The sequence below is a fragment of the Streptomyces sp. NPDC050504 genome (assembly GCF_044458065.1).
GTDB lineage: Bacteria > Actinomycetota > Actinomycetes > Streptomycetales > Streptomycetaceae > Streptomyces.
The window spans coordinates 1-17,858 of the sequence record NZ_JBITHO010000002.1 but is presented as its reverse complement, the minus strand read 5'-3'; the positions used below and the strand labels follow the sequence as shown (position 1 = coordinate 17,858).

The 17,858-nt window shown below is 72.1% G+C and carries 13 protein-coding genes; 11 read left to right on the top strand and 2 right to left on the bottom strand.

What is annotated here, in order from left to right:
- The first annotated feature begins 1 nt into the window (after position 1).
- Positions 2 to 3,604: a glycosyltransferase gene (locus tag ACIBNE_RS06015; RefSeq protein ID WP_399270137.1), complete on the top strand. Its 3,603-nt coding sequence runs from the start codon at positions 2 to 4 to the stop codon at positions 3,602 to 3,604.
- On the top strand, positions 3,601 to 5,139 hold the full coding sequence (locus ACIBNE_RS06010) for a DUF5719 family protein (RefSeq protein WP_399270135.1): 1,539 nt from the start codon (positions 3,601 to 3,603) through the stop codon (positions 5,137 to 5,139). The genes ACIBNE_RS06015 and ACIBNE_RS06010 overlap by 4 nt, the downstream gene beginning before the upstream one ends.
- 113 nt (positions 5,140 to 5,252) lie before the next feature.
- On the opposite strand, the gene ACIBNE_RS06005 is transcribed toward ACIBNE_RS06010, so the two are convergent.
- Positions 5,253 to 5,681 carry a metallopeptidase family protein gene (locus tag ACIBNE_RS06005; protein ID WP_399270133.1) on the bottom strand — a complete coding sequence of 143 codons (429 nt, stop codon included), beginning with the start codon at positions 5,679 to 5,681 and terminating at the stop codon, positions 5,253 to 5,255.
- Between the two features lie 322 nt (positions 5,682 to 6,003).
- Between ACIBNE_RS06005 and ACIBNE_RS06000 the strand changes: the two genes are divergently transcribed.
- The 8 genes from ACIBNE_RS06000 (at position 6,004) to ACIBNE_RS05965 (ending at position 15,018) form a co-directional block, all read left to right on the top strand.
- Entirely contained in the window at positions 6,004 to 6,378 is a 375-nt protein-coding gene (locus tag ACIBNE_RS06000) for a DUF3499 domain-containing protein (RefSeq protein ID WP_399270131.1), read from the top strand.
- A 264-nt stretch (positions 6,379 to 6,642) separates the two neighbouring features.
- Entirely contained in the window at positions 6,643 to 8,001 is a 1,359-nt protein-coding gene (locus ACIBNE_RS05995; RefSeq protein ID WP_399270129.1) for a phosphomannomutase/phosphoglucomutase, read from the top strand.
- Between the two features lie 451 nt (positions 8,002 to 8,452).
- Positions 8,453 to 8,638 (top strand): Trm112 family protein, encoded by a 186-nt coding sequence (locus ACIBNE_RS05990; RefSeq protein ID WP_399270127.1) that lies wholly within the window; start codon positions 8,453 to 8,455, stop codon positions 8,636 to 8,638.
- A gap of 138 nt (positions 8,639 to 8,776) precedes the next feature.
- Entirely contained in the window at positions 8,777 to 9,913 is a 1,137-nt protein-coding gene (locus tag ACIBNE_RS05985) for an SIS domain-containing protein (protein ID WP_399270125.1), read from the top strand.
- A 93-nt stretch (positions 9,914 to 10,006) separates the two neighbouring features.
- Positions 10,007 to 11,227, top strand: a complete 1,221-nt coding sequence (gene manA / locus ACIBNE_RS05980) for a mannose-6-phosphate isomerase, class I (RefSeq protein WP_399270123.1) — start codon at positions 10,007 to 10,009, stop codon at positions 11,225 to 11,227.
- An 88-nt stretch (positions 11,228 to 11,315) separates the two neighbouring features.
- Positions 11,316 to 12,293: a cation diffusion facilitator family transporter gene (locus ACIBNE_RS05975; protein WP_399270121.1), complete on the top strand. Its 978-nt coding sequence runs from the start codon at positions 11,316 to 11,318 to the stop codon at positions 12,291 to 12,293.
- A gap of 321 nt (positions 12,294 to 12,614) precedes the next feature.
- The gene (gene ahcY, locus ACIBNE_RS05970; RefSeq protein ID WP_399270119.1) at positions 12,615 to 14,072 is read left to right on the top strand and encodes an adenosylhomocysteinase; all 1,458 of its coding nucleotides are present in this window, start codon (positions 12,615 to 12,617) and stop codon (positions 14,070 to 14,072) included.
- A gap of 313 nt (positions 14,073 to 14,385) precedes the next feature.
- A complete protein-coding gene (locus ACIBNE_RS05965; protein WP_399270117.1) occupies positions 14,386 to 15,018 on the top strand; it encodes a hypothetical protein in 633 nt (210 codons plus the stop codon).
- 61 nt (positions 15,019 to 15,079) lie between these two features.
- Here the strand turns inward: ACIBNE_RS05965 and ACIBNE_RS05960 are convergent, their stop codons facing one another.
- The gene (locus ACIBNE_RS05960; protein WP_399270115.1) at positions 15,080 to 16,027 is read right to left on the bottom strand and encodes an RDD family protein; all 948 of its coding nucleotides are present in this window, start codon (positions 16,025 to 16,027) and stop codon (positions 15,080 to 15,082) included.
- Between the two features lie 130 nt (positions 16,028 to 16,157).
- Here ACIBNE_RS05960 and ACIBNE_RS05955 point away from each other — a divergent pair, with 130 nt between their 5' ends.
- Positions 16,158 to 17,165 carry a stage II sporulation protein M gene (locus ACIBNE_RS05955; RefSeq protein ID WP_399270113.1) on the top strand — a complete coding sequence of 336 codons (1,008 nt, stop codon included), beginning with the start codon at positions 16,158 to 16,160 and terminating at the stop codon, positions 17,163 to 17,165.
- Positions 17,166 to 17,858 lie beyond the last annotated feature (693 nt).

Below are 17,858 nucleotides of genomic sequence, written 5' to 3'. Positions count from 1 at the left end.
GATGTCCGCCACCACCACGCCCGAATTCCCGCGGCATGTCGTCACCGCCGTCCTCGTGTCCCACGACGGCGCGCGCTGGCTGCCCGAAGCGCTGACCGGGCTCCTCGGCCAGGAACGCCCCGTACAGAACGTCGTCGCCGCCGACACCGGCAGCGCCGACGACTCCGCGCGGCTCCTCGGCGAGGCGCTCGGCGACGACCGGGTCCTGCACCTCGCCCGCCGCACCGGCTTCGGCACCGCCGTCGACGAGGCCGTCCGCACCGCGCCACCGCTCGGCCCCGAGGAACTGCCGTACCTGAAGCGGCCCAGCGGCTGGGACCCCGTCAGCAGGACCTGGCGCGACGACGCCTACGACCTCCCCGACCTCCCGCACGGCGACCCGGTCCAGTGGCTCTGGCTGCTGCACGACGACTGCGCGCCCGACCCCACCGCCCTCGCCGAACTGCTGCGCGTCGCCGACAGCGACGTGCACGCCGGGATCGTCGGACCCAAGCTGCGCAGCTGGTACGACCGCAAGCAGCTGCTCGAAGTCGGCGTCTCCATCGCCAACAGCGGCCGCCGCTGGACCGGCCTGGACCGCCGCGAACAGGACCAGGGCCAGCACGACCAGGTCCGCTCCGTGCTCTCCGTCTCGACCGCGGGCATGCTCATCAGACGGGACGTCTGGGAACAGCTCGGCGGCTTCGACCGGCTCCTGCCCCTGATGCGCGACGACGTCGACCTGTGCTGGCGCGCCCACGCGGCGGGACACCGCGTCCTCGTCGCCCCCGACGCCGTCCTGCGGCACGCCGAGGCATCCGCCCGCGAACGGCGCCCCATCGACTGCGCGGGCCGTTCCGTCGCCTCGCCGCACCGGGTCGACAAGGCGGGCGCCGTCTTCACCATGCTCGCCAACGCCCGCACCGCCGCCCTGCCCTGGGTGCTGCTGCGGCTCGTCGTCGGCACCATGCTGCGCACCCTCGCCTACCTCGTCGGCAAGGTCCCCGGACAGGCCGTCGACGAAGTGGCCGGACTGGTCGGCACCCTGCTGCGGCCCGGCCGGATCCTCGCCGCCCGCAAACAGCGCGGCGGATCCACCGTCGACATGCGCGAACTGCGCGCGCTCTTCCCGCCGCCCGGCGCCACCGTCCGGGCCACCGTCGAACAGGTCGCGGGGAACTTCGGCGGACCCGCCGAGGACACCGGCTCGCGGCACGGCGCCGTCGAGTCGGGACCCGGCGGTGACGACGCCGACTTCCTGGACGTCGAACAGTTCGCCCGCGTGAAGCGGCTCGCCCGCAAACCGGGACCCGTCCTGTTCGCGGTCCTCCTGCTCGTCTCGCTCGTCGCCTGCCGCGGACTGTTCGGCGGCGGCGCCCTCGCGGGCGGCGCACTGCTGCCCGCACCCGGCGACGTCGGCGACCTCTGGGCGCGCTACGCCGACGGCTGGCACCCCATCGGAACCGGCACCACCGACGCCGCCCCGCCCTACCTCGCGGTGCTCTCCGCACTGTCCTGGCTGTTCTTCGGCTCCACCGGATTCGCGCTCACCCTGCTGCTGGTCTGCTCCGTGCCGCTCGCCGGTTTCACCGCGTACTTCGCCTCCAGGCCCCTGGTCACCTCGCGCCTGCTGCGCGCCTGGGGCAGCGTCGCGTACGCCTTCCTGCCCGCCGCGACCGGCGCACTGGCCACCGGACGGCTCGGCACCGCCGTACTCCTCGTCATGCTGCCGCTGATCGCCCGCACGGCCGTCGCGGCGTACGGACTGCGCGGCGACGGTGCGCGCGGCAGCTGGCGCGCCAGCTGGGCGTACGCACTGCTGCTCACGTTCACCATGGCGTTCACCCCGGTGGTCTGGCCGATCGCCGTGGTCCTCGGCCTGGCGGCGCTGGTCCTGCGGCGCGGCGACATCGCCGCGTACGGACCGCGCTTCCTCGTCCAGACCGGCACCCCCCTGCTGATGCTCGCCCCCTGGTCGCTGACGCTCCTCACCGACCCCGCCGCCTTCTTCAAGGAGGCCGGGCTCGAACACGGCACGGGCGCCGCGACCGCCCTCGACCTGCTGGGCATCAGCCCCGGCGGCCCCAAGGCGGCCGGCGGACTCCTGATGATCGGCATCGTGCTGGCCGCGCTCGCCGCCCTGCTGCGCCAGGAGCGCACCTTCGCCGTCCGCGCCTCCTGGGCGGTCGCCCTGACCGGTCTGGTGTTCGCGGTGCTCGGCAACGACGGGCACTGGGCTGGACCCGCCACTCTCGTGTACGGAATCGCCCTGCTGTCCGCAGCGCTGATCGGTGCGGACGGTGCCCGCATCCGCGTCGCCCAGCAGAGCTTCGGCTGGCGCCAGCCCGTCGCCGTCCTGATCGCCGTGGCCGCCGCCGTCGGCCCCCTCCTGTCGGCCGCCGGATGGATGCTGAACGGAGCCGCGGGACCGCTGGAGCGCCGCGACCCCGTCCAGGTCCCCGCGTTCGTCGCCGAGGAGTCCACCACCCGCGACCAGCCGCGCACCCTCGTGCTCGGCGGCGACTCGCCCGCCAAGGTGTCGTACTCCCTCGTCCGGGGATCGGGCGGGCGGCTCGGCGACGCCGAACTGACCGCGACCGCGGGCGCCGACACGCGCCTCGACAAGATCGTCGCCAACCTGGTCGCGGGCTCCGGCGCCGACCAGGCCAGCCAGCTCGGCGGCTTCGCCATCCGCTACGTGCTCGTACGGGACGGCTCGCCGCGCCACTTCAGCAGGGTCCTCGACGCGACGCCGGGACTGAGCCCGCTGAGCCAGCTCGACGGCTCCAAGCTGTGGCGCGTCGACCGTCAGGTCGCCCGCGTCACGATCCAGCAGAGCCCCGAGGACACCGACCCGCTGCCCGTCGCCGCCAAGGCCGTCGAGGCCCACACGGAGATCCCCGCGGGCCGCGAGGGACGGGTGCTGCGCATCGCCGACCGCGCCGACGCGGGCTGGCGCGCCACGCTCGACGGCAAGCCGCTGACCGCCAAGACGGTGGACGGCTGGGCACAGGGCTTCGAGCTGCCCGCCAACGCGGGCCGCCTCGACCTCACCTTCGAACCGCCGCTCACCCACACCGCCTGGATCTGGGCGCAGGGCGCGCTCGCCGTGGTCCTGCTCGTGCTCGCCCTGCCGGGCCGCCGCCGCGAGATCGACGACGACCTGCCCGAGGAGCGGCCGAGCGCGGCCATCCCCGCGCAGGCGGGCCCCGGCGACGGCCGCAGGGCGCGCAGGCTGCGCGCGGCGGCCGACGAGGGCGCCGAGCCCACCGCCGCACCGGGAGAGGCCCAGGTGCCGCCCCCGCCAGGCGAGCAGCCCGCGTACGCCCCCGACGTGCCGCGCCAGCAGTCGTACGGCGAGTGGGAGGACGGCGCGCAGAGCTACGCGGGCACGGCCGACTACGCGAACTACGGGTACGCCGGTGAGCAGCAGTACCAGGCGGACCCGTACCAGCAGTCGCAGTACGACCCGTACGGCTACGGCTACCAGGCCGCCGAGCAGCAGCACGTACAGCAGGAGCACGTACAGCCGGGGCAGCAGCCGGGGCAGCCGGATCCCGAACAGCCCGAACAGTACGACCCGTACCGACAGCAGCAGCGCCCCGACGGGAGCAGCAACCAGTGAACCGCAGCACCCTCTCCCTGATCGCGGTCGCCACCGCCCTGGCGGCCGTCACCGGATTCGCCACCCTGTCCGCACCGGACAAGGGCGGGGCGAAGGAAGCGGGCGCCGCCCCCGCCCGGCTCCCCGTCGAGCGCTCCAGCCTGCTGTGCCCGGCCCCGGGCCCCGCCGAACTGGGCGAGACCGCGTACACCTCCTTCGCGCCGAAGGGCGCGGCGGACGGCAAGGGCGCCGGGGACAAGGGCGCCAAGGACGTCGCCGACCTGAAGCCCTCCGCGACCGCCCTGGTCCCGCCGGGCGCCAAGAAGGACACCGCCAAGAAGACCGTGCCCGCCAAGGACAAGCCGCTCCTGTCGCTGACCGAGCCGGGCAAGCCGGCCGCCGCCACGGCCAAGGGCGCCGAGGCCCCCGCCCTGGTCGGATCCGCCACCGGTGCGTTCGCGCCCGGCTGGACCGTCCAGCAGACCACCGTCGTCCCCGAGGGCACCGCGCCAGGACTGCTCGGCGTCAGCTGCACGGCGCCCGACACGGACTTCTGGATCCCCGGCGCGTCCGCGTCCGCCACCCGGCAGGACTACGTCCACCTCACCAACCCGGACGACACGTCCGCCGTCGCCGACATCGAGCTGTACGGCCCCGAGGGCAGCCTGAAGTCCGAGGCGGGCGAGGGCATCGCCGTCCCGCCCAGGTCCAGCATCCCCGTGCTGCTCTCCACGCTGGCCTCGGGCAGCCCCGAGGACGTCACGGTCCACGTCACGACCCGCACAGGGCGCGTCGGCGCGGTCGTGCGCGCCGCCGACGAGAAGGTCGGCGCCGACTGGATCCAGGCCTCCGCCGACCCCGCGGACACACTGGTGCTGCCCGGCATCCCGGCCGACGCCACGTCGGTGCGCCTGACGGTGTACGCCCCCGGCGAGAACGACGCCGACCTCAAGGTGCGGCTCGTCGGCAAGTCGGGCTCGATCACCCCCGCGGGTGCCGAGACGCTGCACGTGAAGTCCGGGATGACGGCGGGCCTGGACCTGAAGGACCTCACGAAGGGCGAGACGGGCTCCCTGGTCCTCAGCCCCTCCGAGGCGGGCCGCCGGGTCCCGGTGGTCGCCGCGCTGCGCGTGGTGCGCGGCAAGGGCGACAAGCAGGAGGTCGCCTTCGTCCCGGCCACGGCGCCTGTGGGGGAGCGGGCCACCGTCGCGGACAACCGCGCCAAGGGCTCGCTGCTGGCGCTGACCGCGCCCGACGAGGCGGCGGAGGTGAAGGTGACGGCCTCCGCGGGCGTCCTGGGCGGCGAGCCGGTCACCAAGACGTACACCGTCAAGGCCGGTACGACGCTCGCGGTGGAGCCGCCGGTCCCGGCCGGGCTCAAGGGCGCGTACGCGCTGACGGTCGAGCCGCAGGGCGGCGCGGTCGTCTACGCGTCGCGCACGCTGTCGCTGCCCAGGGACGGCGTGCCGATGTTCACCGTGCAGACGATGCCCGACGACCGGGGGACGGTCCTGGTGCCGAAGGCGGAACAGGACCTGTCCGTACTGGACGACTGAACGGCGCCGAACCGTACGGAGAGCGCCGAGCCCTATGGACGGCGCCGAACCGTACGGACGGCGCCGAACCGTACGGACGGCGCCGGACAGTGGGGCGGTACCCGGGAGCCGGGCTACTCCTGCCCGTACCTCGGGTCGACCGACTCCGGCGCCAGGCCGAGCAGTTCGGCGACCTGTTCCACGACGACCTCGTGCACCAGCAGCGCGCGGTCCTCGCGGTTCTTGGTGCGGATCTCGACGGGCCGCCGGTAGACGAGGACCCGCGCGGGCTGGTCCTTGTCCGCCGGGACCAGCCCCCCGAGCGGCACCGCGTCATCCGCCCCGACCGGCACTTCGAGGACCATGAAGTCGACGTCGGCCAACTGCGGCCAGCGGCGCTCCAGGCGCTCCACGGAGTCCTGCACGAGATCGCGGAAGGTGTCCGCCCTGCTGAGCGAGAGCGGTACCTGGGGCGGGGCGACGGGTCCGCGCATGCCCCTGCCGTGACGGTCGCGGCGGCGCGGTCTCGGCTCGGGCGGGCGGGGAGGTACGGGACTGTCCATCACTGACGCAGGGTAGCTCTCCCGGGGGCGGGGCGATCGCGGTCGGCGGACCCCAGGCGAGCCTGTCGCAAAGTGAGCAATACGGTCACCCTTGAGCGCTTGTCGCTATGTCGGTGAGACCGCTGGTCTCGCGGTAATTGACTGGATATGCCTCAACTGATGACTGAATTCAGTACTGTCACCCCGTCTACCTCCCTGTTTCCCCGCAGGTCAGGGCAGTTGCTCCGAGAGCCCGCGTGTCGGACGTCACAGGGCGACACGGTGGAGTGACGTGGGGGAGAGTCGTCGCGGCCCGCTCAAGAGTGCGGTACCGTCCAACGTCGTGAGCCCTGTACGTCGCTGTTCGCGCACCGCGTGCGGCCGCCCCGCCGTCGCGACACTGACGTACGTCTATGCCGACTCGACCGCGGTCCTCGGCCCGCTCGCCACCTACGCCGAGCCCCATTGCTACGACCTGTGCGCCGAGCACAGCGAGCGGCTCACCGCGCCGCGCGGCTGGGAGGTCGTCCGGCTCACGGACTCCACGGCCCCCGCGCGCCCCAGCGGCGACGACCTCGAAGCCCTCGCCAACGCCGTGCGCGAGGCGGCCAGGCCCCAGGAGCGGGCCGCCGAGGCGGGCGGCGGAGGGCGCGGCGCCGACCCCATGGAGGTCGGCCGCAGGGGACACCTCAGGGTCCTGCGCTCCCCGGACCAGTAGTCGGCCTGCCGCCAGTCGGCTTGCCGCCGGTCGTCCTGCCGCCCGGTCTTCCGTAGAACCTCGCCATCTCCTGCGCCGCAGTGGTGCACGCGGGACGGGAGGGGAACCTGCTCCGCAAGGTGCTGCCGTGGAGCCTCGGGCCGCTCCCGGCGATGGGCCTGATCGCGCCGGGTGCAGAGCACAGCGGTACTCGGCTGGATGCTGCCCCAGCCACTGCGGGTAGTTTGAGGTCACTCACAGCAGAGGACTCCAGGAGGATCGACCGTGTCCGATTTGTCGCAGCTCGTCAAGGCGTACGACGTGCGTGGGGTGTACCCGGATCAGCTGGACGAGCGGCTCGCGGAGCTCTTCGGAGCAGCGTTCGTCGAGGTCACGGGCGCGCGGGCGGTGGTGATCGGCCACGACATGCGCCCCTCGTCGCCGAGCCTGTCCGACGCCTTCGCGCGCGGCGCCGTCTCGCGCGGCGCGAACGCGACCCTGATCGGCCTGTGCTCGACCGACCAGCTGTACTACGCGTCGGGGGCGCTGGACCTGCCGGGCGCGATGTTCACCGCGTCGCACAACCCGGCGCAGTACAACGGCATCAAGCTGTGCCGCGCGGGCGCGGCCCCGGTCGGCCAGGACACCGGCCTCGCGGAGATCCGCACGAAGGTCGAGGGCTGGCTCGCCGACGGCGCCCCCGAGCCGGTCGCGGAGCCCGGCACGACCGACCGCCGCGAGACGCTCCCCGACTACGCCGCCCACCTCCTGTCCCTGGTGGACCTGGCCGCGATCCGCCCGCTGAAGGTCGTCGTGGACGCGGGCAACGGCATGGGCGGCCACACGGTCCCCACCGTCTTCGAGCCCCTGCCCCTCACCGTCACCCCGCTCTACTTCGAGCTCGACGGCACCTTCCCCAACCACGAGGCCAACCCGCTCGACCCCAAGAACATCGTCGACCTCCAGGAGCGCGTCCGCGCCGAGGGCGCCGACCTGGGCCTCGCCTTCGACGGCGACGCGGACCGCTGCTTCGTGGTCGACGAGCGCGGCGAGGGCGTCTCCCCGTCCGCGATCACGGCCCTGGTCGCGGCGCGGGAACTGGCCAAGAACCCGGGCGGCACGATCATCCACAACCTGATCACCTCGTGGTCCGTCCCCGAGGTCGTACGGGAGAACGGCGGCACCCCGGTCCGCACCCGCGTGGGCCACTCCTTCATCAAGCAGGAGATGGCGGAGAGCGGTGCGATCTTCGGCGGCGAGCACTCCGCGCACTACTACTTCCGCGACTTCTGGAACGCCGACACGGGCATGCTCGCCGCCCTCCACGTCCTCGCGGCCCTCGGTACCCAGCAGGGCACGCTCTCCGAACTGGTCGCGCAGTACGACCGGTACGTCGGGTCGGGCGAGATCAACTCCACGGTCGCGGACCAGCAGGACCGTCTGAACGCGATCCGTACGGCGTACGCGGACCGGGACGACGTCACCCTCGACGAACTGGACGGCCTGACGGTCGCGTCCCAGGACTGGTGGTTCAACGTCCGCCCGTCGAACACGGAGCCCTTGCTGAGGCTGAACGCGGAGGCGCGGGACGAGGCGACGATGGCGAAGGTCAGGGACGAGGTCCTGTCCTTGATCCGCGCCTGATCTTGAACCGCTGACCGGCCCGGGGCGTACCTGAGGGGTGTACAGCACAGGTGCGCCCCTTCAGGGGCGTGGGGAACTGCGCGAGGGCGGGGCACACGCCGTACGTACCCACGAACCCGGAGCGGGCTCGCCCCAGGAACCCCACCCACCCCGAGCGGGCTCACCCTCCCCCCCCCACCCAGCCACCGGCAGGTTTTCGGGAAGGGGCGGGGAGGGGCCAGCCCGCCGCAGGCGGAACGGTGCCCCGGGGCAACGCGCCCCGGAGCAACGGCGCCCTGGGGCACCGCGCCCCCTGCGAAGCGTCCCCGCCGCCGCAGGCGCCCCCCGGGCGGGGCCACACGAAGGCGGCCCCCGAGAAGCACGCCCCGCCCCACCACCACCCCACAAAACCCCACGAGCGGTAGGCTGACGTGGCCCAATCCACAGCCACCCCCGAAGGGACGGACCCCTCATGCCGCTCGAAGCCGGCCTCCTGGAGATCCTCGCCTGCCCGGCCTGCCACGCCTCCCTCGAAGACCGCTCGGCGGACGAGACGGCACCCGAGCTGATCTGCACGGGCAAGGACTGCGGTCTCGCCTACCCGGTACGGGACGGCATCCCGGTCCTGCTCGTGGACGAGGCCCGCCGCCCCGCCTGACCCTCCGCACCGCACAAGGGGAAGGCGCGGAACCCCGCGCCCCGAAACCCACCCCGCCGCCCCCTCCCGAAGAGCCCGCCCCACCCACAGCCCCCCCCGCGCCCCGTACCCGCACCCGCACCGCCCTCGGAGGCCCTCATGCTGGACGAGCCGCTGCTGGACGACCCGGAGACCCTGGCCCGCACGGACCGCCGCGGCCTGCTCCGCACCGCCGCGGAGGCTGGCGCCCGAGTCCGTACGGCGGCCCGCCAGGCGGCGGAGGCCGGGATCGCGTCCCTGAACCCGGAGGGCCGCCCCCGGGGGATCCTCACGGCAGGACCGGGCACGGCGGCAGCGGGCGTCGCCGACCTGGTGACGGCCCTCGCGGGCGCCTCGGTCCCGGTCACCCGCCTCCAGTCCACCGGCGTGGCCCCCGCGGCGGGCGCCCTGCGCTGGGCGCTCCCCGGCTGGGCGGGCTCCCTCGACCTCCTCCTCGTCACCACCGCGGACGGCACGGAACCGGGCCTCGCCCTCCTCGCCGAACAGGCGTACCGCCGAGGCTGCACGGTCGTCGCCGTGGCCCCCGTCGGCACCCCGCTCCAGGAAGCGGTCGATGCCGCGCACGGCCTGTTCGTACCGATGGCGAAGCCCCCGCACACCGAGTCCGACGAGACCCCTGACCAGGGCCCCGGCACGCTCTGGGCCCTGCTGACCCCGCTGCTCGCCCTCCTGGACCGGGTCGGCCTGGTCGCCGCGCCCCCGGAGACGCTGGAGAAGGTCGCGGACCGTCTGGACCAGACCGCGGAGCGCTGCGGCCCGGCCGCGGCGACGTACGGCAACCCGGCCAAGACCCTCGCCGCCGAACTGGCCGACACGCTTCCGCTGATCTGGACGGAGGGCGCGGTGGCCGCCCCGGTGGGCCGCCGCTTCGCCGCCGTACTGGCCGAGGTGTCCGGCCGCCCCGCCCTCGCCGCCGAACTCCCCGAGGCGCTGCCCGCGCACGGGGCGCTCCTGGCCGGCGACTTCGCCGCGGGCGCCGATCCCGACGACTTCTTCCGCGACAGGGTCGACGACCCGGAGGCACTGCGCGCCCGAGCGGTACTGCTCCGCGACCGCCCCGCCGACGAAGGCGGCCTCACCGCGGCCCCGGCCGCCCGCGAACTGGCCCTCGGGCACGACACGGCGATCAGCGAACTGGAGCCGGAGGCGGGCACCGACCTGGAAGTGCTGGCCGAGCTGATCGCGGTCACCGACTTCACGGCGGCCTACCTGGCCCTGGCATCGGGCCACAACTGACCCCCCGCCCCCCCCACAAACCCCCTTCGTAAACCCCCGACCCACCCCGAACGCCCCCACTCTCCCTCCCCACGAGGAAGCGCAGGCCCGACCATGGACCGCCTCTCCAACACCGTGCGCCCCTACGCCTGGGGCTCCACGACCGCCATTCCGGACCTCCTCGGCACCGCCCCCACCGGCGAGCCGCAGGCCGAGATGTGGATGGGCGCGCACCCAGGAGCCCCTTCGGGCACCGAGCACGGGCCCCTGAACGAGGTCATCGCGGCGGACCCGGCCGCCACCCTCGGTCCGGCCTCCCTCGCGAAGTTCGGCCCGCGGCTCCCGTTCCTCCTCAAGGTCCTCGCGGCAGCCGCCCCCCTCTCCCTCCAGGTCCACCCGAACCTCGCACAGGCGCAGGAGGGTTACGCGGCCGAAGAAGCCGCGCACATCCCCCGCACCGCGCCCCACCGCAACTACAAGGACTCCAACCACAAGCCCGAACTGATCTGCGCGCTCACCCCGTTCACGGGCTTCTGCGGATTCCGCCCGCCCGCCGAGGCCGCCGACCTGTTCGAATCGCTCCGGGTCGACGCGCTCAAGCCGTACGCGGACGCCCTGCGCGCCACTCCGCAGGACGCGGCCCTGCGCGAGGTCCTGACGGCGATCCTCACCGCGGACCGTACGGAAGGCGCCGCCGTGGTCACCGAGGCGGCAGCCGCCTGCGAACGCCTCGCCGACAGCACCGAGAACACCGCCCCCGCCGACGCCACCGCACCCGGCCGGGACGCCACCGCCCCGTACGCGCTCTACGCCTCCCTGGCCCGCCACTTCCCCGGCGACCCCGGCGTCCTCGCCGCGATGCTGCTCAACCCGGTCCGGCTCCAGCCGGGCGAGGCGATGTTCCTCGGCGCCGGCGTCCCGCACGCCTACCTCGAAGGACTGGGCGTCGAGATCCTCGCCAACTCCGACAACGTCCTGCGCTGCGGCCTGACCCCCAAGCACGTGGACGTCCCCGAACTCCTGCGCGTCGTCGACTTCACGCCCGCCGTCCCCGCGATCCTCCGCCCGGAGGCGTCCGAGACGGGGGAGGAGCTGTACGAGATTCCGGTGGACGACTTCAGCCTCGCCCGCCACGTCCTGCCCGCGGGCGCGGCTCCCAGGGACCTCACCCTCCCCAACCCGCAGATCCTCCTCTGCACGGCAGGGACGGTCACCGCCCGCAACACGGCAGAACAAATCACTCTGAAATCGGGTGAATCGGTCTTCGTTCGTCCGTCCGAACCGCTCGAAATCTCGGGAGTGGGCACCATCTTCCGTGCCACGGTGGTGGCGTAGGGCACCACCCGTCCCGCGGGCTGCAACAATGACCCGCCGTACGGCGGCGCCAGGGCCGCAGGCACCGAGGAAGGGACAACCCGCACCCATGAGCGCGTCAGGCGGAACCAAGGCGATCGTGGCGGCGCTCGCCGCCAACCTAGCGATCGCGGTAGCCAAGTTCGTCGCCTTCGTCTTCAGCGGCTCGTCCTCGATGCTCGCGGAGAGCGTGCACTCCCTCGCCGACTCCGGCAACCAGGGCCTGCTCCTCCTCGGCGGCAAGAAGGCCCAGCGCGAAGCGACCCCCCAGCACCCCTTCGGCTACGGCCGCGAGCGCTACATCTACGCCTTCCTCGTCTCCATCGTCCTCTTCTCCGTCGGCGGCATGTTCGCCATCTACGAGGGCTACGAGAAGATCAAGAACCCGCACGAGCTGGAGCACTGGTACTGGCCCGTGGGCGTCCTGGTCTTCGCGATCCTCGCGGAGTCCTTCTCCTTCCGTACGGCCATCAAGGAGTCCAACGCCCTGCGCGGCAAGCTCTCCTGGAAGGAGTTCGTGCGCCGCGCCAAGGCGCCCGAGCTGCCCGTCGTCCTCCTCGAAGACCTGGGCGCCCTCGTGGGCCTGGTCCTCGCGCTCGGCGGCGTCGGCCTGGCCCTGGCCACCGGCGACGGCGTCTGGGACGGCATCGGCACCCTCTGCATCGGCATCCTGCTGATCGTCATCGCCGTCGTCCTGGCCGCCGAGACCAAGTCGCTCCTCCTCGGCGAGGCGGCGGGCATCGACGAGGTCGCCAAGATCCAGTCGGCCCTGGTCGACGGCTCCACCGTCACCGGTGTGATCCACATGCGCACGCTCCACCTCGGCCCCGAGGAACTGCTGGTCGCCGCGAAGATCGCCGTCCAGCACGACGACACCGCCACCGAGGTGGCCGCCGCGATCAACGCCGCCGAGGCCCGCATCCGCGAGGCGGTCCCGATCGCCCGGGTCATCTACCTGGAACCGGACATCTACAGCGAGACGGCGGCCGAGGCGGGCACCAACCCGGGGAAGTCCCCGGGCGGCCCCGCCCAGGACACCGAGCACTGATTCCCGACGCTCCCCGACGTTCTCCGAAGGCCCCCGGACCGCAAGGCCCGGGGGCCTTCGCCGTACGCGCGACCCATCTGTTTCCCGCCCGCCCGAGGGTCTGCGGACTAGGGGTCGTAGGGCCGATCGGTGTAGATTCGTGACTGAGTCAGACGTCGCTGCTGATGGCGGTCGATCGGTCCGTGTACCCGGACCGGCCGAGGGAGAGAGGGCCTCCGACGGACTGAGCTGCGGATCTCCGGGCATTCCTATGCCCGTTGCCGCAGAGCAACCAGTCCACTCTGCCCACCCTCGAACCATCACGACGAGGAGCACCCCCTCATGACGTCTGTCGCGAACCGACAGGACTTCAAGGTCGCCGACCTCTCCCTGGCCGACTTCGGCCGCAAGGAGATCACGCTCGCCGAGCACGAGATGCCCGGTCTGATGTCGATCCGCCGGGAGTACGCGGCGCAGCAGCCCCTGGCGGGCGCCCGGATCACCGGCTCGCTGCACATGACCGTGCAGACCGCCGTCCTGATCGAGACCCTGGTCGCCCTCGGCGCCGAGGTCCGCTGGGCCTCCTGCAACATCTTCTCCACCCAGGACCACGCGGCGGCGGCCATCGCGGTCGGCCCGAACGGCACCCAGGACAACCCGCAGGGCGTGCCGGTCTTCGCCTGGAAGGGCGAGACCCTGGAGGAGTACTGGTGGTGCACCGAGCAGGCCCTGACCTGGCCGAACACCCCCACCGGCGGCCCGAACATGATTCTGGACGACGGCGGTGACGCCACCCTCCTCGTCCACAAGGGCGTCGAGTTCGAGAAGGCCGGAGAGGCCCCGGACCCGTCGACGGCGGACAGCGAGGAGTACGGCTACATCCTGACCCTCCTCAACCGCACCCTCGGCGAGAACCCCCAGAAGTGGACCCAGCTCGCCTCCGAGATCAAGGGTGTGACGGAGGAGACCACGACGGGTGTGCACCGGCTGTACGAGATGCAGCGTGACGGCGTCCTGCTGTTCCCTGCGATCAATGTGAACGACGCGGTGACGAAGTCGAAGTTCGACAACAAGTACGGCTGCCGTCACTCGTTGATCGACGGCATCAACCGTGCCACCGATGTGCTGATCGGTGGCAAGACGGCGGTCGTGTTCGGGTACGGCGACGTGGGCAAGGGCTGTGCGGAGTCGCTGCGGGGCCAGGGTGCGCGGGTGATCGTGACCGAGGTGGACCCGATCTGCGCGCTCCAGGCGGCGATGGACGGCTACCAGGTCACCACGCTCGACGAGGTCGTCGAGACGGCGGACATCTTCGTCACCACGACGGGCAACAAGGACATCATCATGGCCTCGGACATGGCCAGGATGAAGCACCAGGCGATCGTCGGGAACATCGGCCACTTCGACAACGAGATCGACATGGCCGGCCTGGCGAAGATCGGGGGCATCGTCAAGGACGAGGTCAAGCCGCAGGTCCACACCTGGACGTTCCCCGACGGCAAGGTCCTCATCGTGCTCTCCGAGGGCCGCCTGCTGAACCTGGGCAACGCCACCGGCCACCCCTCGTTCGTGATGTCCAACTCCTTCGCGGACCAGACCCTGGCCCAGATCGAGCTGTTCACCAAGCCCGACGAGTACCCCACCGACGTCTACGTGCTGCCCAAGCACCTCGACGAGAAGGTCGCCCGCCTCCACCTCGACGCCCTCGGCGTCAAGCTCACCACCCTGCGCCCCGAGCAGGCCGCGTACATCGGCGTCGAGGTCGACGGCCCCTACAAGCCCGACCACTACCGCTACTGATCCGGGCACCCCGCCCGCCGAAGACCCGCGCCCACTGACGCGCTCCTTCGGCGGGCAGGTCCCAGCGCACCGACAGGCCCCCCGCACCCCCGTGTCGGGGGGCCTGCCCATGCCCCGGTCCCAGCCGGCACCGCACCCAAGCCCTGCCACGCACCAAGCCCTGCGACGCGTCCAAGCCCTGCCGTGCACCCAAGCCCGCACCCGCGTCCAAGCCCGTACGCGCGCCCGTCGCCGTCCCCCGTACCGCCCCCGCTTCCTCACCACCCGGGCACGCGGCCTACGCTCAGAGCAACCGAGGACCTCGAAGGACCCCATGCCCCGCGGCCGATATTCGCTTCACGATCCGCACGACCACACCTCCCTGGGCGAAGAACACTTCCACTGCGCCCCCGGCCCCTCCGGCTGGCGCTACGTCTCCCAGATCACCACCCCCTCCGGAGACCACTCCGGCTCGGTCGATCTCGCACTGGACGACCTCGGCCGCCCCATCCGCCTGGAACTCCACGCATCGAGCTGGCAGGTACGCGGCGCCGCCCTCGACGGCGTCACGTGGGTCCGCACCGATCCCGCCGGGAACCACGCCACCGAAGGCAATGTGCGCGCCCATGCCTTCACCGGCACCTCCCCGGCGTTCCTCGTCGCGACCGCCCGGCTCCTGCGTCTCACCCCCCGCTCCCAGGCGACCAGGGTCCGGCTGGTCGCCTTCACGGACCCGGTCCTCGCCCCCCTCACCGTCGACCAGTCCTGGGCCCTGGTGAAGAGTGAAGCGCACGCCACTGACAACGGCCCCCTGACGGTGGACGAATACCAGGTCAGCGCCCTGGACACGGGGGAGCGGCACACGATCCACATCGCCGGGGACGTGGTGCTGGCGGCGCCAGGAATCGAGCTGGAAGCCCTGGAGACCCCGCCGTCGACCTTCCCGGACTTCCCGGACCCGGCGTAGCCCTCACGTACGCGCGCGAGCCGTTCTCCCAGCGAGAGGCGCGCGCCCGGGAAGCGCGCTTCTAAGCGGGCGGCGCGAACCCCGTGGCGGCCCCGGTCGAAGGCGCCTCGCCCTCCCGGCCCCCCACAGCCCCAGCCACCGCCCCCGCCCCCGGGACAACTCCAGCCCCAGACGCCCCGGGCACCCCGAACATTCCAGGCACCCCGGGTGTTCCAACTGCCTGGGAAGCCCCAACAGCCCCAATAGCCCCAGGACCACCGGCATTTCCGAACGCCCGCCGTGCGTCCCGCGCCTGCCGCTCGTGCACGACGGCCGCCAGATACGCCCCCGCCGGAACCCCGGGGGGCACCGGAGTTCCCGTACGTGCCGCGAGCTCACCCGCCAACCGCTCCGCCGCGGCCAGGCCTATCTGAGGGTCGAGCTGCCGCATCCGCGTCAAGTACTGGCGTACGGCGAACCACAGCTCGTCCGGTACGGCCGAGAGATCGAGCCCGGCGAACCGGCCCACGAGCCAGGGCGGCGGCGGAGGCACGAACGCGTCCCGCGCCGCGGGCACCCGCTCCCGTACGACGAGGGTCCCCGCGAACACGTCACCGATCCGCCGTCCCCGCTCGGACACCAGCGAAGCGACACAGGCGACGACCCCGACCGTGAACAGGATCTCCACGACCCCCATGGCCCCGCGCACCAGCGCGTGCCGGAACCGTACGGGCCCTCCGTCGTCCCGCACCACCCGCAGCCCGCACACCAGCTTCCCCAGCGAGCGGCCGTGGCTCAGCGTCTCGACGGCGATGGGCCCGCCGACCAGCAGCAACAGGAAAGCCGCGATCTTCAGGGCGGTTACGGCCGCGGGGTCCAAAGAAGCGGTGGACAACGTCAGCACCACCAGGACGAGCAAATAGACGGCCCACACCACGACCGTGTCGACGGCCAGGGCGAGAGCCCGGCTGGGCAGCCGGGCGGGCTGCAGCCCCAGAACGACGGCGTCCCCCGTCACAAGCCCATTCACCGCTGCCGCCCACCCTTCACCGACGTCCCACCGGCCCTGCCCCTCGACTCCCCAGTCTGCCAAGCTGGCCAGCACCGCGCCGCAGTAGTGCACACCCGTACGCACCCAGTGCCTGGAGCAGCAGCCGACCATGGACCTCGACGTCTTCGTGACCGCCCACCGAGCCGAGTGGGACCGCCTGGAGCACCTGCTCCGCCGCGGCCGCCACCTGACCGGGGCCGAGGCCGACGAGCTCGTCACCCTCTACCAGCGCACCGCCACGCACCTCTCCCTGATCCAGACGGGCGGCCAGGACAGCCTGCTCACCGCGCGCCTCACGCAGCTGGTGGCGCGGGCCCGCGCCACGGTCACCGGCGCCCGCCGCGCCGGCTGGCGCGACGCCGCCCGCTTCCTGACCGAGAGCTTCCCCGCGGCCGTCTACCGCTCGCGCCACTGGTGGATCCCCGCAGCTGTCCTCTCCGCGCTCCTCGCGACACTGATCGGCTGGTGGATCGGCACCCACCCGGAGGTCCAGGCGACGATCGGGGCCCCCGCCGAACTCCGCGAGATGACACGCCCGGGAGGCGAGTACGAGTCGTACTACTCCAGCCACCCCGCGACGTCCTTCGCCGCCCAGGTCTGGACGAACAACGCCCAGGCCGCGGCCGTGTGCCTGGTGCTGGGAGCCTTCCTGGGGATCCCGGTGCTCTGGATCCTCTTCCTCAACATGCTGAACCTCGGCATCGGCATCGGTCTGATGAGCGGCGCGGGCCGCCTGGACACGTTCCTCGGCCTGGTCCTTCCGCACGGCCTCCTGGAGCTGACCGCGGTGTTCGTCGCGGCGGGCACCGGCCTGCGCCTCGGTTGGACGGTCATCGACCCGGGTCCCCGAACCCGCCGCGCGGCCCTCGCGGAACGGGGCCGCGCGGCCGTGGGCATGGCGATCGGCCTGGCCCTGGTCCTCTTCGTCTCCGGCGTGATCGAAGGATTCGTCACCCCCTCGTCACTCCCCACCTGGGCCCGCATCACCATCGGCATCGCAGCTGAGCTGGCATTCCTTGTGTACGTGTACGTGCTCGGCGGCCGAGCCGCGCGAGCCGGCGACATCGGCGACGTCGAAGCGGCGGACCGGACCGCCGAACTGCCGACGGCGGCGTGATGTGCGCCCGCCCCCTCTGACCTGCTACTCTCCTCTTCGCCCACAAAAACCATTGACATGGTTCGAGTGGGGAGGTAGATTCAAACGGTTGCCTGCAGCTGGACATGTTCCGCCCAGGCAGCTAGAGTTCATCTCGCTCTCCAGGGAATCGAATTCCCGTTAGAGCCTCTCGATTTCTATTCGAATCAGACGGTCGATTAGCTCGGCCCGAATGCTTCTGATAAAGTCGGAATCCGCCGAAAGGCAAGGCCACGACGGCCATCGGAAATGAAATCCGAACCGGAAACGGAACGGAAAACGGATCTGATAGAGTCGGAACCGCCGGAAGGGAAAGCGCGAAAGCGCCGGACCGGAAAGCACCGAGGAAATCGGAACCGGAAACGGTCTGATAGAGTCGGAACACGAAATACCGAAGGGAAAGCCCGGAGGAAAGCCCGAGAGGGTGAGTACAAAGGAAGCGTCCGTTCCTTGAGAACTCAACAGCGTGCCAAAAGTCAACGCCAGATTGACAACCCCGTCTCGACCAACTGGTCGGACGCGGTTCCTTTGAAAAAGTCCTTCTTCGGAAGGCGCACAGCGAGGACGCTGTGAACGAGGAGGATTATTCCTCCTTCTCGTTCCGCTCAACGCGAGTGCTGAACCGGATATCCGGTACACATTCACGGAGAGTTTGATCCTGGCTCAGGACGAACG

Excerpts from the sequence above, each read along its gene's own strand:
- ACIBNE_RS05975 (WP_399270121.1), top strand. The coding sequence starts at position 11,316 with ATGAGCGCGTCAGGCGGAACCAAGGCGATCGTGGCGGCGCTCGCCGCC.
- ACIBNE_RS05955 (WP_399270113.1), top strand. The coding sequence starts at position 16,158 with ATGGACCTCGACGTCTTCGTGACCGCCCACCGAGCCGAGTGGGACCGC.
- ahcY (WP_399270119.1), top strand. The coding sequence starts at position 12,615 with ATGACGTCTGTCGCGAACCGACAGGACTTCAAGGTCGCCGACCTCTCC.
- manA (WP_399270123.1), top strand. The coding sequence starts at position 10,007 with ATGGACCGCCTCTCCAACACCGTGCGCCCCTACGCCTGGGGCTCCACG.
- ACIBNE_RS06015 (WP_399270137.1), top strand. The coding sequence starts at position 2 with ATGTCCGCCACCACCACGCCCGAATTCCCGCGGCATGTCGTCACCGCC.
- ACIBNE_RS05985 (WP_399270125.1), top strand. The coding sequence starts at position 8,777 with ATGCTGGACGAGCCGCTGCTGGACGACCCGGAGACCCTGGCCCGCACG.
- ACIBNE_RS05965 (WP_399270117.1), top strand. The coding sequence starts at position 14,386 with ATGCCCCGCGGCCGATATTCGCTTCACGATCCGCACGACCACACCTCC.
- ACIBNE_RS06005 (WP_399270133.1), bottom strand. The coding sequence starts at position 5,681 with ATGGACAGTCCCGTACCTCCCCGCCCGCCCGAGCCGAGACCGCGCCGC.
- ACIBNE_RS05990 (WP_399270127.1), top strand. The coding sequence starts at position 8,453 with ATGCCGCTCGAAGCCGGCCTCCTGGAGATCCTCGCCTGCCCGGCCTGC.